Raw genomic sequence first — 16477 nt, 5'->3', positions numbered from 1 at the left:
AAGGCGGTTCCTGCGGGCGATACAGCAATCCCATAACCAGCAGGTATAAATTTCATTGCCATCAAAAAAGCTGACTATACCGAATGACTACCTTCGTTTCCAGACCGTCTTATTCAAAGATTGTATATAGGCATTTCAGTTGAAGGACTGCCGGAAATCCAACGGGCTTTGTTTGGTCTTGCTTTTAAATAATTTATTGAAAGATTGAGGATGCTCAAAACCAAGCTGATAGGCGATCTCACTTAGAGACAGCCGCGTCGTAGATAATTTTTCCTTAGCCTTTTCGATCAGCTTCTCGTGGATAATCTGCTGCATCGTCTGGCCAGTCTATAGCGAGTACCTGGTCTCTGCGGTTCGATAAAGTACCGCTGACTTCAATTGCCTCTATGCCAAAATCCCCAATCCAATCATGGAGCAAATCATTAACCAGGCCTCTAAGTTTTGGCAGATCTGTCTGATGGCCGGGAATCAGATCCGGTTCTTCTATAGGAACAAACACGAGAAGATCGATTCCGGCAATTACAGTTTGAGCTGTTTCAAATAACAGTTGAATATTCCTTCCCGGGTCAATAACATGAAGATAGGCTAAGATATCAATGACACATCTGTCAAATATCACATTGCGTTCGCTTTTAGAAACCAGTTTTGCCGAATAATTAAACTGTTCAATAAAATCCTCAGCAGTAGGAATTTCTGAAAATTCATACCCTGATGTTTCCAGTTGATAATATGGCTCCATTTCAAGTGTATATCCAGGAAGGTTCGCCATAAGTTCTTCCGCTAATGTTGTTTTACCGACCCGGTGAGCACCGATTATCGCAATTCTCATATTTTCATTTTGATTTGTGAAATACGACAAAAATAAGACAGATTCGCAAGTGCGAACCTGTCTTTCCAGTGTTGAGCAATGGTTTTCGAACTGCCAGGCAATGTTTTGACAATCCTAAAAGATCTTACCTCATGTTCACGATAAAAAAGTACGAGGTCATGTTTTGTATATAAAAGAAAATCCCGCCGCAGCCTAAGCAAGCCCCCTTTTAATATTTAGCCGACAAAGCTTGTACTCTTGCAGCCGCGTGTTTATTCTTGGGCTCTAGTTCAATCACTTTTCGGTAATTGATTAAGGCTTCTGAATACCGCTCCGCAGCCTCCAATAATTCCGCAAGGCTGTCATAAGTATTTGCACTATGAGGATATAATGACACGTTCAGTTTGAAAATAGCTATCGCTGCGCTGATATTCTTTTGATCGAAGAGTTGATACCCCCATTTATTCAATTCATTTTCGCCCAGTTGAAATGCCGGATCTTTCTTTTTCAAACGGGTAGCGACGGCGACAGCTTTGTCGAAGCCCTCTTTCAGCAAGGCAGTTCTCAATTTTTTCAGATTTGCCGGCAACCCGAAACCATTGGCTTCACGCATCTCCGGGATATAGAAGCCTGCTATTTCATCAATAAACTGATCAGGATTGCCTCCTATCAGATTTGTCAATACTACAATAGAAAGGTCATCTTTGAGATATACGAATAATGCAGACCGTCCGCCGCCAACGGGTGCAACAGCAGGATGCTCATCCCTGGTTACAGTAGGCCAACCCAAGGCATATCCATTTGTTAACAGGTTAAAGCCGCCGGTCTTTCCATTATTAAGTTTAGCTGGTGTCCACAAGAGTTCAATGCTGGATGGCTGTTTTAATAGTTTCCCGCCCTTCAAAGCTATCACCCAGTTGGCCATCTCTGTAGCCGTGGATTGTATACCTGCAGCCGTTCTGAAAAACACGGGAAACTGCATATAACTATTTCCCGGCGTACTGTTTCGAATAAAGCGGTCGCCCACTTGTCGGGTCATCGTATAGGCGCCCGCATAATTGGGAATTACATCGTAGGAGTCGCCAAACCGTGTCAGCACCATACCGGCAGGTTTGAACTGCCTTTCCTCGATAAACCGTGTAAAATGCATTCCACTTAATTTTGTGATGATCTGTCCCAATAACACATAGCCCGTCTGGTTGTACCTGAATTTTTCACCGGGTTTAAACTCAATTGGTAACAGCTTTACCTTTTGCATCGCTTCCTGCTCATCTCCATGTCCCATAACCTGCTCTTCCTCATTCATGATATCTGGCAGTCCGGAGATATGTGTCAGCACCTGCTGCAAAGTGATACTCTTCCAGCTATCAGGTAAGCTGTCCAGATAATTCGACAGCTGATCTGTAATTTTCAGCTTATTATCTTCCGCCAATTGCATAATAGCGACGCCTGCAAAGGCTTTGGTAATTGAGTTAACAGAAAAGATCGTTTGATCAGTTGCCTTGACATCATATTCAAGATTGGCAATGCCATAAGTTGTGTTCTTGACGATTGCTCCATTCCGGACAACCGCTACTTGCAAGGCAGGAATGTGGCGTTGCTGCATTTTGCTCTTTACAAAAAGATCTATACTATCGGAAGTAGTAAGAGATTGTGCACCAGCAAAGGCAGTGATCAAACAAAGTGGCAAAAATGAAAAGCGTGTAAGTAGTTGATGTTTCATTTATAAAGTTGGGATAAGTAGATAAATGTAGCGCTTATTTCTTAACAATGATAATACGCTAATTAATTGTGGCCGGGTTGTCCGGGCTTCTGGCGTCTTTGCGCATCAACAGACATGCCATTAAATAAGAACATGTTTAAATTTTCTTATTTCTGTCAGTCTGCCGGATGAATACTATTCCTCTCCAAAACAGAAATACCCGGTGGTATCTTCTGGATGCCAATCTGTATTTTGAAATCTTTTATTCGTAAAAATGCCTGCTTTGCACCTTTTTATTTCAAAAATAGAAATAAAATGTGTCCGGACGGTAGCTCTGCGAGCGGCTTCAGCTTCAATTGATAATCAGTCGGGATGACCGGATTCTATCAAAAAGATAGCGATGAAAACCAGCTATTTGTAACATTTATCGCCCCAATTTGAAACATTCCCCCTCCCTGCTTTCAGACGGTACATAATAGCTTTACAGCCTCTAACCGACGTATATGAAATTGAGATTGCACCTGTTTAGCCTGTTGGCTTCTGCCTTTTTGAACGACTTATTGGCTGTGAATAAAATTCCTGCTAAACAAGCAATTTATCCTGAATCTTAACCGTATCATATACTTATCCATTAATCTGTCGAAACACCTATGAAGATCACAAACCTGTGCACACTGGCCTGTGCGCCTGTTACCATTGCGTGGGCCTGCAAGAAAGAGAAGGTCGCCGCTGTTGAAAAACTGCCATTGAACGATCATGGCACCGCTTTCGTGCATGCTGGCCTGTTACACAAACAATCCGGCTTTGACCTATGTAACCAGACAGCTCATAGCCAATGGCATTAAACCCTTTTACCGGGATACGGGCGGTGCTTTGAACAGGCGGAATAATACCGCGCTTGATAAACGTACCATTGATGCCATTGTGGCGGGTGGCAAATAATTTGAACTCTACGAAAAATTCCTTTTTCATGTCCTTCAGAAGATACATGCAATTCAGACAGAAAGCACTTGCCTTTCCTTGTTTATTTCTCCTGATCATTGTATTTCAGGGCTATCAAGTGAGGGCCCAAACCGCCAGCTATGTCTGGAAAAACGCACCTATTGGTGGTGGCGGATTTGTGACTGGGATCGTTACCCACAAAACATCCGGCGACAGGTACTGCCGCACAGATGTAGGCGGAGCTTACCGCTGGGATGCAGCGAACAATAAATGGATTGAGCTGCTAGACTGGCTTGACGAGTCTGAAAATGGATTTTATGGTGTGGAAGCTTTGGCGCTGGACCCACAGAACCCTAATAATGTGTATATGCTTTGCGGCACCTCCTATATCAACAGCGGAAGAACGGCTATACTGAAATCTACGGACAAAGGAAATACTTTTACCTATACAGATGTTACGGCTAAATTTAAAGCGCATGGAAATGGGCCCGGACGCGGAAACGGAGAACGTCTGGTGGTAGATCCGAACAACAGTAACATATTATTCTGTGGAACCCGGGCAAACGGATTATGGAAGAGTACAGATGCCGGCCTTACCTGGAACCTTGCCTGGAACGGCGTAACTACTACTCCTAATGAGAACGGAATATGTTTTGTGGTTTATGATCCCTCCGGCAGCGTAGTGGGCGGCGCAACTCAAACCATGTACATAGGTGTTTCCCGCACGGGAGGCGCAAATATTTATAAAAGTACAGATGGAGGAACAACCTTTACCGACATCTCTGCAACCACCGGTTTTATGCCTCGCAGGGCTGCGCTGCAGGGAACTACCATGTATGTTACCTATTCGGACGATGCGGGCCCGCAATCCAGTGGAGGAGATGGGAAGTTGTATAAGCTCAACACAGCTACCGGTCTGTGGACAAACGTTACCCCCGTTCATTCGAAGGATTATTCATACGGAGGCGTAAGTATAGACCCGACTAATGTTAACCGGGTAGTAGTTTCTTCCTGCGGCTTGTATTGGAACAACCAGTTTGGTACCGGTTGGGGAGACTTTGTTTTCCTTTCTACCGATGGCGGATCAACCTGGACGCTTAAAAACGGCAGGAACGCCACCTATGATAGTAACGGCATGGGATGGTCTGACGGAGGTGCGGTTAATTGGATGGACTGTATCGAGTTTGACCAGTCCAATCTTTCAAAAGTGCGGGTGGTCGGCGGAGGCGGAATATATACATGTTCGGATATTACAGCCGTAAATCCTACGTGGAAATACGATGTGATCGGGATTGAAGAAACAGCGTTGCTTGACGGGATAAGCATTCCCGGAGGGCCGGTTATTTCTTCCTTTGGAGATGTAACAGGCTTTGTGCATGAGCCGCTGACTTCTTATCCCGCAAATAAACTCGCACCTTCAGATCAGAATAACCAGAGCATCGCTTATGCTGCCGGCAACACAAGCAAAGTTGTAAGAGCTGCGAACACAGGAAGCGTTGTATACTATTCCACTGATAAGGGTGCTTCATGGATGGGATGCGCCACTAATAAAGGTACAGATGGAAGGGTGGCCATCAGCGCAGACGGAGGGACTATACTACATTGCCCCGGAGGTTCGGCAACTACCTACTATACGACGAACAACGGAGGCGCCTGGTCTGACTGTTCAGGGGTATCCCTCAGAGACGCTTCTCCGGTCGCTGACCAGGTAAATCCGAACTATTTTTATATATACAATCCAACTAACGGGCAAATGCTGAGAAGCTCCAATAAAGGAGTCAGTTTTTCAGTAGCGGGCACGCCGGGCGCGTCAACCGCGAATTATCCGTGGGAGGCGGCCTTGATCCGGACAGTACCGGGCTTTGAAGGGCATGTGTGGGTACCGCTTGGCCGCAATGGATTAAAATATTCAACTAACTATGGAGCAGCTTATACGACTGTTTCAAATGTAACTTATTGTAAAACAGTTGGGATAGGAAAGGCGATGTCCGGATCCAGCTATCCTGTTATCTTCATCTGGGGAACAGTCTCCGGCGTGACGGGACTTTTCAGATCAACAGATCAAGGTGCTACATGGACCAGGATAAACGACGACGCCCATAAGTTCGCAGGCGCGCCGTTGCTGATAGGAGACATGAACGTTGCAGGAAGGGTCTATATGAGTGCCGGCGGAGGAAGAGGTTTAATTTACTGGGAAGAAAATAACAAAAGGTCCGCTAATTGGAAAAGCGCGGCCTATACGGGAACAGGTAAGAATGGAACGGTAAAATCAGGCGATGAGATCACCTACACCATTCATATAAGGAACACCGGAAATGTGGCGCTGAACAACGTCAATGTCATAGACACCGTCCCTGCATTCACCGTATTTGTAAGTGCAGATGGCGGCATCACGCCAGATGGAAATGGCAAACTTACCTGGACGATCACTAATATCCCTGTAGGGTCAGCAGACATCACCCGCAGCTTTATCGTCAAAGTAGCCAGTGACCTGACCAACGCCGGATATATCACCAATACCGCCGATGTAGATAACGGTGATGGCACAGGCCAGCATCCAACTACACCACCCGATCCATCCAATCCAAATAATCCAAAAACTAATCCGGATCCTGACGAGCCTTCCACAAAGATCCCTGTAGATAACGGCAAGCTGTCCCTGAACTGGAAGAGTGCCCAATATACTCCTTCCGGTACTAAAGGCGGCGTTACTACAGGAGACCTCATTACCTACACGATACATATCCGCAATACAGGTAGTATAAAGCTCGAAAACGTCAGGATAGTAGATACCATCCCCGCCTATACGGAGTTTGTAAGTGCAGATGAAGGGATCACACCCGATGGTAACAAAAAACTCTACTGGACCATCGCTGAAATTCCAGTAGGGTCAGCAGATATCACCCGTAGCTTTATTGTGAAAGTAGCCAGTGATCTTACCGGTGCAACAAATATCATCAATACTGCCGGAGTAGATAACGGCAATGGAAAAGGCAACCAGCCTACTTCTCCACCAATGACTAATGATCCCGGTAATCCTGATACAAATCCTACCAGTGGCCCTTCTACCAATATCCCTGTAGATAAGCTGAATAACTGGGAATGCTGGAAAACAGTGGTGACCGCCTCCGGCAATGATCAGGTAAAACCTGATGAAGCACTTACTTATACCATCCATATCAGGAATACAGGCAATGTAGCCGTCGATCACCTGGTGGTCACTGATCCCATACCTGAACATACCTCTTTTGTAAGTGCAGGCAACAACGGGACATATGATCCTGCATCCAACATCGTCACCTGGAATGTAGGGGAAATAGCGACAGGCGCCACCACAACGATCACGATGATTGTAAAAGCTGCTGACAACCTGGATAGCATCCCCGTAATTGTCAACACAGCATCAGCAACAGATGGCACCAGTACAAAACCGACCTCCGGTTGTGATCCTGCATCGCCAGATTGCACAGGAGATACAGGTACAACCATAGTCACTATTCCCGGAGATGCAGCATTAGTTTTTGCCAATGCCATGAGCCCGAACGGGGATGGAAAGAATGAATATTTTATTATAAAAGGACTTGAAAAATATCCACCTGCATCATTGTTCGTATTTAATCGCTGGGGAAATATGGTCTATCAGTCGGCCGCTTACAATAACAATTGGGATGGGGCAGGATTGAGCGAAGGGACTTATTACTATAAACTGGTAATAGAAGGTGTGGATAGTAAGAAGACATATACAGGATGGATCCTATTAAAAAGAAAATAATAAATATGCATGCAGGATTAAAATATTGCCTTTGTGCAATATTAATGTTGATCTCGTTTCGGATACGTGCCCAGCAGGATGTGCAGTTTAGCCAGTATGCTTTCAATGGGCTGAGTGTAAATCCAGCTTATGCTGGCTATAAAGATGCGCTGTATCTAAACTGTAATTACCGGCAGCAATGGACAGGTTTACCTGGAGCCCCCCGTACAGCGGGAGTATCCGTGGATGGCCCATTACATCCTATGAAGTCCCGCACCGCTATAGGGCTGGGACTTCAGTTAACAAATGATATGCTGGGCCCACAAAAATCCTATTCAGTATATGGCTCGTATTCGTACATCATTTCTCTGGATGATGACAACACACGCAGGCTAAGCTTTGGATTGGGAATAGGCATCTCCCAGTATCACCTGGATGGAAACAGCCTGCAATACTTTGATCCGGAAGATGCTGTTTTCCCTGCTGGTGGTGTGAATGCCTTTTCACCGGATGCAAGGTTTGGAATATTCTACCATTCTCCTTCTTTTTTTATCAGTGCTTCTGTACTGGACCTCTTTAGCAATGTGATCACTTCCGATTTTAAATGGAAAGGCTATAACTATGAAAATATCCGGAAGACCCGGCACCTGTACCTCTCTGCTGGCTGCATGGCGCCAATATCCGAACATCTGAAATTTAAACCCTCCCTGATGCTTAAAGATGACCTTAATGGCCCTACAGCTGTGGATCTTACAACAATGTTGTTAATAGACCAGGTATTATGGATTGGAGGTTCTTACAGAACATCTGTGCCTATATGGAAGAAAGAGCTTCCGTCCAGGCTGGAGCAACGAAATGCTGCAAGTGCTATCATTGAATATTATATTTCCGGCAGATACCGAATAGGTTACGCCTACGATCTGAATATTAACCAGATGAGAGATGCACAGGGTGGCTCTCATGAAATATCAATTGGCATCCTGTTTCCTTCAAGGAAGTTCAGTGTTTATAGCCCCCGCTATTTTTAAATGTAGAATGATATGTTACGTTATCCAATACTATTCGTCATCATATATTTGTTCATATCGCCGGAGATAAAAGCCCAGGAAGATAAAAGCCTGGAAGAGCTGGGAAATGAAGCATTTGTACGCCAGGAATATGCAGTAGCTGCTGGTTTGTATGGCAAGGTGGAGCAAAGGAAGGGAAGAAAGACCCCAATTGTTGTACTGGAAAAACTGGCACATTGTTATGTAGAGATGGCCAGGTTCGAAGATGCCGGTTATTATTATTTACGTCTGCTCGGTCGCCCCGAGAAGCCTTCCTATGCTAACTTATATTATGGAGAAATGCAGATGAGTATAGGAGCTTATGATACCGCAAGAAAATATATAGCACTTTATCAAACTACTAATGCCGATAGCCTGCAATGGAAACAGCTCCTGCTGTCCGGTTGTGATAGCGCTGTTAAATGGAAGTCCGCAGGCTCCACCGTTGCGATAGAAAGTATTAAAGAGCTGAATTCTGAAGGTGCTGACTGGATAAGTGGGGTCGTAAAAAAAGGATTGCTGCTGGTTTCAAATGGATATCGTAAAATGTCGCTCAGCACAGGGTCTGAGCGGAATCCCCTTATTGATCTCAGAGTGAATGAGCCATATTTTAAACCATATATTTATAGGCAATACGAGAAAGGTAGCAACGCAAATACTTACCTGGAAGAAGTATTGCCGGATCTGCTTAAAAAACTCCCGTATCATATAGGGCCCGTATGCTTCAACAGGCGGGAAGATACTGCCTATATTACATTAAGCGAAGCCAATAAGGATGTTTTCAATAAAACCCGGAAAGGCCCCCTGAATGGAGAACGGTTAATGTCCTTATTCATGTCTGTAAGGAAGGGCGACACATGGTCGCCACTACTGCCTTTAACCACATTGAACTTTCCAGGTAGTTATACCGGCAATGCGGTGCTAAGTGAGGATGGACAGACACTTTATTTTGTTTCTGACCGGCCCGGCGGGGTAGGCAAAACAGATATCTGGTATAGCGAGCAACAGGCAAATGGCGCCTGGGGGCAGGCTAAAAATTGTGGTCGTGAAATAAATACCCGTTGGGAAGAAAGCTTCCCTACGATCAATGAAGACGGTGCACTTTATTTCTCAAGTAAAGGACATCCTGGTATAGGAGGGTTCGATATCTTCCGTGCATCCGGTAGCCGGGGTGAATGGACGCCCCCTTTGAACCTTCGGAACCCATATAATTCCGGAGGTGATGACCTGGGATTTATCATGAAAGACAATCATTATGAAGGCTACCTTTCATCCAACCGCGAAGGTGGTACTGGAGGAGATGACGTATATCATTTCCTGGATAATCATTTTACTGAAAATTTAAAAAATCTTCAACCAGTTGCGCCCGTACTTACACCTCCTCCAGCACCTGAAGCCCAGGATAGTATAGCAAAAACAATAAATCCACCTAAAGCTGTCGATACTGGCTTAATTCATAAGCTGGAGCAGCTTTGTTTCTATTATGATTATAACAGTGGTATATTGCTGACAAGCTCTAAAGAATTATTAGACAGAGTGGCCACCGTACTAAAACAACATAAGGATTGGAAGCTCATGATATATTCCTATGCTGACAGTCGTGGGTCATTCGAATACAATAATAACCTTACTGCACTTCGTTGTTATGCTGTCATTGACTACCTCATCAAACAGGGAATTCCCCCAAGCCATCTTTATTATGAGAACCTGGGAGAAAGAGGGCTGGTAAATGATTGTGGAGACGGTGTACCTTGTAGTGAAGCAGAGCACCAAAAGAACAGGCGCTCTACGCTGAGAGTAATTTATTAAGCAGCTCATTACTGCTTTCCCGGGCCTGAGCTGAAGTACCATCCAAAAATCCAGGCATCAAGGCTACCTCTATTTCCGGCAGCTTGTCACCTTTATTCTCCACCGTACGCTCTACCTGGACCACATCATGATGTAATTACATTGACATGTATTCCGGCCCTTGGCACATTAAAATCCGGGTATAATTGGTTATGATTAATGTAAGGAGGCTTGGGTATTAATATTAACATTACATGTTAATATAAGTTCCTCATCAGTTACCTCGTTAATCCGAACCTCGATGCACCACATTTTGATCATTTCCCTCTTTTATCTATTTGTACATCCTTTAATATTGAGGTCGAAGGCTGATCAGGGTATCGTAGATATCCGTATGTATTTTATCCCAAATGGAATAAAAATAGATACTGCAACTGCAGCATACTATGCTTACAGGTATTATATACACGATAGTTTAATTCTACGAAAAGACACTTTGACTCAGAATGAGTCTACGACAACTACTCAACGTGGTATAATTAGGAGTACATTGACAGCAAGTCTGGCACATCCTTCTTATTTGATTGACAGGAGCAAACAGATGAGTTATATATATTATTATAAAGACTCCTTACTTCGTATCTCGAAAACACCATTACCTCAAAACCAATTCGAGATTTTCTATAGAACAAATCCTAACACTCAGAACAGAAAGGCCATCATCAGGCAGGAAGATTCGGTTTGGATAGCTGGGCTACGTTGTTTTAAAGGAATAGCCGTCCATGATATAGATACTATAACGTTCTACTATTCAAAAAATAAATTAGGGTTGCATTCACCGCTTAATAATTTCTTATCGGATTTTCCCTTTGAGGTTATGAGTATTCAGGTTCCTGCCTGGAACGGAACTCAGGCTCAGGGACAAGTACTATTCATCATATCAGCTATAACAGCCACCTCTATTCCAGATAGCCTCTTAAAGCTTCCTACTTCGATCCCACAGGATGAGAATGTGCCTATTAAAAATATGCGTTTCTTTTAACCTAAATATATTAGCCCACATGAAAAAATTCTCTATTACTGTTGCTACAATGTTCACCATTTTCTTTACAAGCTGTAGCAAAGAAGATAAATCCCCCACTCTAACAAAACTTGCGCAACCAGATTATAAAGCATTGTTGGAACAAAAAGTGAAGTTGCAGCCATTATCTACAGCGCGTACTCTGGAAAACGAAAAGTCAATGCCTAAGTTTGACACCTATAAGGAAGCATACGAGTTTTTTCAACAACTTAACAAAATGAGCGTTCAGAGTTCTCAAATAATGGAACTGACATCGGTTGAAATGCAAAACGTTCGTCGGGGTGTAGGTACACTTGCAAATTCAGGAACTGATGTTTATCACTATCATAACAGTATAGTGTCTGGTGCTACTGTAGGTAGTGCCTATTTAACTTCTATTTCAACTACCTACAATACGACTGTTGACATTGGATATAGCTGGATATCTACAGATAATGGTGTGACGAAGAATTTTCAAACAAAACAATTTTTGGGCACAGATGCGACGCAACCCCATATCACCTATTCTGGCATAGGCACGATTAATGAATCATTTATTACAATGTATACATCCGCTGGAAGCGGATCATATAGTGGTTCTTGCCAGGGGGCAGTCATGATTGAAGGAGTTGCCCTTTCTTTCATAGTTAACGTCTATGGTACATTTACGGCGGTAATGCCAGCTAACATTCAACCTCGTCCCCCAATAACTATTACTATTACACAGTCGCTGAGTGCAAGGGCATTATAATTCATTTCTACTGCCGAAATATCGATGAGTAAAATCTCATCGATGTTTTCATTTTGGTTGCATCACAAATGACATGCACTTTTCGTTCTTCTGTTTACTTAATTGAGCTGTTTTATTGTTGATAGCGTTTTCTCCCCGAGTAGTCCCTTCCAACAGAATGTGAATTTTCACAACTATAGAAAAAGTTATCCTTATCGAAAAATCACAATACTTATTTATTCTTCAAAAACATTACAAGGCAAGGTACAGGATATTAAAGATACTGCTCTTTCATGATGATAATCATCCATCACATAAATTTCAATTTTTCTAAAGATAATTAACTTTACATTGCTGTATGTCCATCATAGAGTATATTTGTCCCACAACCAAACATTATGACAATCCCCAAACCACTCTCACTCAGCATCTTAGCCACACTCCTGTTCACGCAATCCAGTCGGGCGCAAGTATCCGTCAAAATGCACACACTCACCGGCTATGAAGACTACGAAAGTTTCGCTTACGCAGCCTGCGAAAAGCTACAAGTTGTCCTAAACTCAACCCGATTCAAAAATGCCGTCCGCCAGGGCTCCTTCACCAGAACAAATGGCTTAACCAGTCAAAAAATCTGGGAGAAGATAATGAACGCTCATGAAGTACAAGGACCTGGAGGAAAAGATTCCGTCGTCGACCTGCATGCACGGATCATCACCATTGAGCAAGATGGTACCAGATGGATCAACAATTGCAAACCAGGATCATGGGCGGGAACAATTGGAATAGACGGGCGGGGTGATGGCGTAACGGCAATATGCAGGGAAAAGCTCAAAAAATTCTACGATACAAAAGATACTGCATCCCTAGCCGGACACTACATGCACGAATACATGCACATGTTAGGCTTCAGCCATCCAGGCTTTCGAAAATCCAGGAGTGCCGTATACAAGATTGGTTATATCGCGCGAGACATTATCAGGCAAGGCATTTGAGCATAAGTCTCTCTATGAATAAGAGAGAACTCTCGCGAACCGAAGCTCAGATCATATTTCGAATTAAAATATTGTAATTATGGAACAACAGCTCATCTCATCATAGTATCATAATAGGTAAGTCTAAATTAGAACGCATCGCCGTTGTTACTTAGTACTATTACGCTATCAGTTGGCTGGCAGGCCTCCGATTCCGGCTACATAAATATTACATTCACAAAAGAATAACCGGCTTTATAAAAATCACTACTTTTTCTTAGTCATGCTGTTCAACTCAAAACATAACTAATCTGAGTGGTTCTTCGGAACCGCCCTTTTTTATCTTGTTTTACATAACTTTAGTCGGACTACAATGATAAAAAATGCAAAAGATTATTTTACCAAGGCCGCTTTTCTGCCCTTTTCAACCTAAAATTAACGTTTATGCAAAAGAGGCAGAAGTTCGTTCGTGTGAATTCCTGCGTAAGTTTAATCTAGCTGACTCCGAAGCAAAAGTGGAATATTATCGGCGGCAGGGCTTTGCATATATGGTTGCACGTATGTTCCCGGAAGCAGCGCCAGAAACACTTTTTGCCTTCACGGATCTGAACACTTTTTTATTTTTGATGGATGACAGATTAGATCATTCCGATGAATCGGGCTTACAGAGCGTATCTAATTTGGAGCAATATGTCACAGCATTTTTGGACATTTTGTTGATTAGTGCTCCTGACACTAAAATACCAGAGTTTCTTGCATTATTTGATATTTGGGAGCGTATTAAAAAAGTAAGTGATCATTCTTGGCAAAATCAGTTCCGTCAGAGCATGAAAGAAATTCTTGACGCTGCACTGTGGCAAAAGAGGAATGTAGTTATGGGTGTAAGCCCTGATTTTGATGAATATATAAAGATACGCCAATGTCTTGGAGCAGCTAATATTGCCACAGACACAATCGCCGTAACTAGCAGGATTTCTTTGCATCCTGACATTTGGACTGATCCCGTGGTCAGGCAATTAACAATCCTTGCCCGTAATGCTGTATGTTGGGCAAATGATTTGTTCTCTTTGTCTAAGGAAGTGAGGCATGGCGATGACTACAATCTTGTGCTTATCATTGAGAAAAAGGAAGGACTCAACCGTGAGGATGCAATTCAGAAAGTTACCGAGATTCATGACAGAGATGTTGTCAAATTCATTCAACTGGCTAATAATCTTCCCGATGTAGGAAAACAAGCAGGTGAAGTACAAAAGTATGTACGTGCGCTAACTCATATTATGAGAGCAAACATTGATTGGAGCTACAATGAATCTGACAGGTACAATTTTGACTATTACCCTGTCCCGGAATATATAAATGCAATTTAAAGGATGCAGGTTTCCTTCCAGATTGACCTCACACGTTTATACCTTTTAGTAAAGGTCTGCCACAGCCAGGCACCCTGCAAACCCCTTTCCACTCCCTGCAGATGTTTCTCAACAGCCCGCACCTGGTCAATATCCTGACCGGAAATAGATATCTGAGCCAGTCGTGCTTTGATAACGTTTATTGCCTCAATGCTGGCTTCTAACGATCCGGAGACAATTCTGGCTACTTCTTCAATAGCATGTTTTAATTCCCAGTCCGGATGATTCAGAGCAACGATTGTAACCAGATTAGAGTCTGAAAAATTATCGATACACTCTTTTTCAAAGGAGAAAAGGTCGTTTGATAAGCAGCCGAACAAACTAAACTGCCAATGTAATCTTCTCATAGCATCAGAGAGTCCGGATTTATCCAGCCAACTCCAGGAAAGAAATACTCCCGAACTAAATTCTATAAAGGCAACAGTATGTGGCATGCCTGAGATATGACACCTGTCAACATTATATTCTTCGACATTAGGAATATGATACGTGGCGTCTGTATTACAATTCTGGTGAGCTGCTTTCAAATGCAGATTATACAACTCCAGGAATTTAACGAACCAATCGGTAGGTGAAGCATCACTAATTTTCCGCAATATTTTAATATTTGCCTTTTCAACTAAAGTTGCATTGGCTCGCAATCTTAATCTGGCGTCAACCCTTGCCAACCGTTGAATGATCTGTTTAGCATCTCGTTGCTCTTTCTTACTCAGCTGCCCATATACTTCTCGCCCCATTTTGTCGTTTAAGTAAAAATCTATTGCACAATTTTCCACTATTGGAATTATCCTATACAATGGTGAATCCGGGAACAGGTATAGAGCACAGGTTATGTATTGTTTACCATTTTCCAGCCAAATATTATGGTCAGTCGCAAAGCCTTTGGCACTTTCTGCCAACCCGCCTTCATAAGAATGAGGATAAAATTTCCCACAATAGTCTTTTAGTTTAAAACTGCCAAAATTGAATAATTCTTCAATCCCCACTTGTGCTCCGTCGTCAATCATTTGTACATAATTTGCCTGTACACGTTTTAACACACTATTTGTTATTGATAATTTATCCATTATAACTAATTCGTTTCAAACATATAAAGAGTACAAGAAATTCATAACTATCTTAAATAATCTTCAATCTAACTGTAAAATGGCTATTATAGAATTATCATAAAATTTATGTACAAACAACGAAGCAAAAAATGGACATCTATTTTCCGTTTAAACCGATTGATAAAACAATCACTTTATCGTTAGTTCTGAATGAAGCAAACGGTAGGTATAGTTGCTACAAACAGTATCACATAAATAATATATGTTTTATGATCGCTCTCTGGATCCCTATATTTTAGTAGCCGGAAGGCAACTGTCCAATGAACAAATAATTGGATGCCGAAAACTATAACAGCTTTCCAGGAATGTCTTAGCTCTTCCAGGTTGCAAATGGTAAGCATGGAGCATAAAAAGACGCCAGGTAAAAAAAACAAGTAATGAATAAACAGCAATTGCCGGGCCTTGGCATCACCAATAGAAATAGGCAGGGTTTTTCTTCCCAGTAATTTATCTCCGGCAACGTCTCGTAGGTCTTGAAGGTGTAAGGCACAACCAGCCCAGGCACTCATAAGAGCAAAGTAGCTTTCCAGGCGGGAATTGACGAACTGATTATCGGATAGGGATATATGCCATTGCACATTAAATAAAAGAAAAGTGGCTAATGTCATGCCCACTATATTTTTAGTAATCCAGTGTTTACTCCCTCCTCTGAGATTCAGGTAATAGCTAACGACTATCCAGGCAAGAGAGTACCAAAATATTCCAAGGTATAGTGCATATAGAGCATACACCAGGTTGTATATATACATTCTGCGGTAGGCTTCTCTAACAGTAACCAGCCCTGTTACAAGGGGACGATAAGGCTTGTTGATCCGATCTTCTTCAATACCAGCTATCTGATTAGAAAGACAGAATGTATAAATGTAAAGAACTGCGTAAGTAACCGATGTTAGAAGAGTTAATGGAAGATCTGCCCAAGGACTGTCATTATATATCCATCCGGTTGCAAAAATCATTAGAGAAGGTAGTATCGTGTCCCAGATGTTGTTGTCAATAAATTTCCATACAATAAGGATTTCCCTGCTTATTGCACGTGCTAAGGATAAGGCGAGTTCACGTTGTAGTATGCTGAACATGAATGGTTTAGTCGTACCCTAAATATAGTTAGATTTGACTACAGCAGCAAAGATAAGCACTGGAAATATTTATTCTGGGATGCCGGAG

The 16477-nt window shown here is 42.7% G+C and carries 12 protein-coding genes and 1 pseudogene; 8 read left to right on the top strand and 5 right to left on the bottom strand.

Annotated features, from left to right (window positions below):
* Nucleotides 1–135 precede the first annotated feature (135 nt).
* The 3 genes and pseudogenes from GO493_RS08790 to GO493_RS08780 form a co-directional block, all read right to left on the bottom strand.
* Nucleotides 136–327: pseudogene (locus GO493_RS08790) on the bottom strand (helix-turn-helix domain-containing protein); the annotation flags it as partial.
* Nucleotides 275–829, bottom strand: coding sequence for an AAA family ATPase (locus GO493_RS08785; RefSeq protein ID WP_157305774.1), 555 nt, complete (start codon nucleotides 827–829; stop codon nucleotides 275–277). The pseudogene GO493_RS08790 and the gene GO493_RS08785, both read right to left, overlap by 53 nt.
* A 208-nt stretch (nucleotides 830–1037) precedes the next feature.
* The gene (locus GO493_RS08780) at nucleotides 1038–2531 is read right to left on the bottom strand and encodes a serine hydrolase (RefSeq protein WP_157305773.1); all 1494 of its coding nucleotides are present in this window, start codon (nucleotides 2529–2531) and stop codon (nucleotides 1038–1040) included.
* 629 nt (nucleotides 2532–3160) lie between these two features.
* On the opposite strand from GO493_RS08780, the gene GO493_RS08775 reads away from it, so the two are divergent.
* From GO493_RS08775 to GO493_RS08740, 8 genes are all read left to right on the top strand, one after another.
* Entirely contained in the window at nucleotides 3161–3355 is a 195-nt protein-coding gene (locus GO493_RS08775) for a hypothetical protein (protein ID WP_157305772.1), read from the top strand.
* A 125-nt stretch (nucleotides 3356–3480) separates the two neighbouring features.
* Nucleotides 3481–7224 carry a T9SS type B sorting domain-containing protein gene (locus GO493_RS08770; RefSeq protein WP_157305771.1) on the top strand — a complete coding sequence of 1248 codons (3744 nt, stop codon included), beginning with the start codon at nucleotides 3481–3483 and terminating at the stop codon, nucleotides 7222–7224.
* Nucleotides 7200–8231, top strand: coding sequence for a PorP/SprF family type IX secretion system membrane protein (locus GO493_RS08765; protein ID WP_317165412.1), 1032 nt, complete (start codon nucleotides 7200–7202; stop codon nucleotides 8229–8231). The genes GO493_RS08770 and GO493_RS08765 overlap by 25 nt, the downstream gene beginning before the upstream one ends.
* 12 nt (nucleotides 8232–8243) lie before the next feature.
* Nucleotides 8244–10058 (top strand): OmpA family protein, encoded by a 1815-nt coding sequence (locus GO493_RS08760; protein WP_157305769.1) that lies wholly within the window; start codon nucleotides 8244–8246, stop codon nucleotides 10056–10058.
* 529 nt (nucleotides 10059–10587) lie between these two features.
* Nucleotides 10588–11079: a hypothetical protein gene (locus GO493_RS08755; RefSeq protein ID WP_157305768.1), complete on the top strand. Its 492-nt coding sequence runs from the start codon at nucleotides 10588–10590 to the stop codon at nucleotides 11077–11079.
* 19 nt (nucleotides 11080–11098) lie between these two features.
* Nucleotides 11099–11848: a hypothetical protein gene (locus GO493_RS08750; RefSeq protein WP_157305767.1), complete on the top strand. Its 750-nt coding sequence runs from the start codon at nucleotides 11099–11101 to the stop codon at nucleotides 11846–11848.
* A gap of 377 nt (nucleotides 11849–12225) precedes the next feature.
* Entirely contained in the window at nucleotides 12226–12819 is a 594-nt protein-coding gene (locus GO493_RS08745; RefSeq protein WP_157305766.1) for a hypothetical protein, read from the top strand.
* Between the two features lie 362 nt (nucleotides 12820–13181).
* Nucleotides 13182–14165: a terpene synthase family protein gene (locus tag GO493_RS08740; RefSeq protein ID WP_157305765.1), complete on the top strand. Its 984-nt coding sequence runs from the start codon at nucleotides 13182–13184 to the stop codon at nucleotides 14163–14165.
* On the opposite strand, the gene GO493_RS08735 is transcribed toward GO493_RS08740, so the two are convergent.
* Nucleotides 14162–15271 carry a terpene synthase family protein gene (locus tag GO493_RS08735; RefSeq protein WP_157305764.1) on the bottom strand — a complete coding sequence of 370 codons (1110 nt, stop codon included), beginning with the start codon at nucleotides 15269–15271 and terminating at the stop codon, nucleotides 14162–14164. The two genes, GO493_RS08740 and GO493_RS08735, sit on opposite strands and share 4 nt — an antisense overlap.
* Nucleotides 15272–15453: 182 nt before the next feature.
* The gene (locus GO493_RS08730) at nucleotides 15454–16389 is read right to left on the bottom strand and encodes a UbiA family prenyltransferase (RefSeq protein WP_157305763.1); all 936 of its coding nucleotides are present in this window, start codon (nucleotides 16387–16389) and stop codon (nucleotides 15454–15456) included.
* Nucleotides 16390–16477 lie beyond the last annotated feature (88 nt).

Origin of the sequence: Chitinophaga tropicalis (genome assembly GCF_009758205.1) — a bacterium.
In the GTDB taxonomy this organism is placed as follows: Bacteria; Bacteroidota; Bacteroidia; order Chitinophagales; family Chitinophagaceae; genus Chitinophaga; species Chitinophaga tropicalis.
The sequence above is the reverse complement of the archived record's forward strand: the minus strand, read 5'-3'. Positions and strand labels throughout refer to the sequence as shown.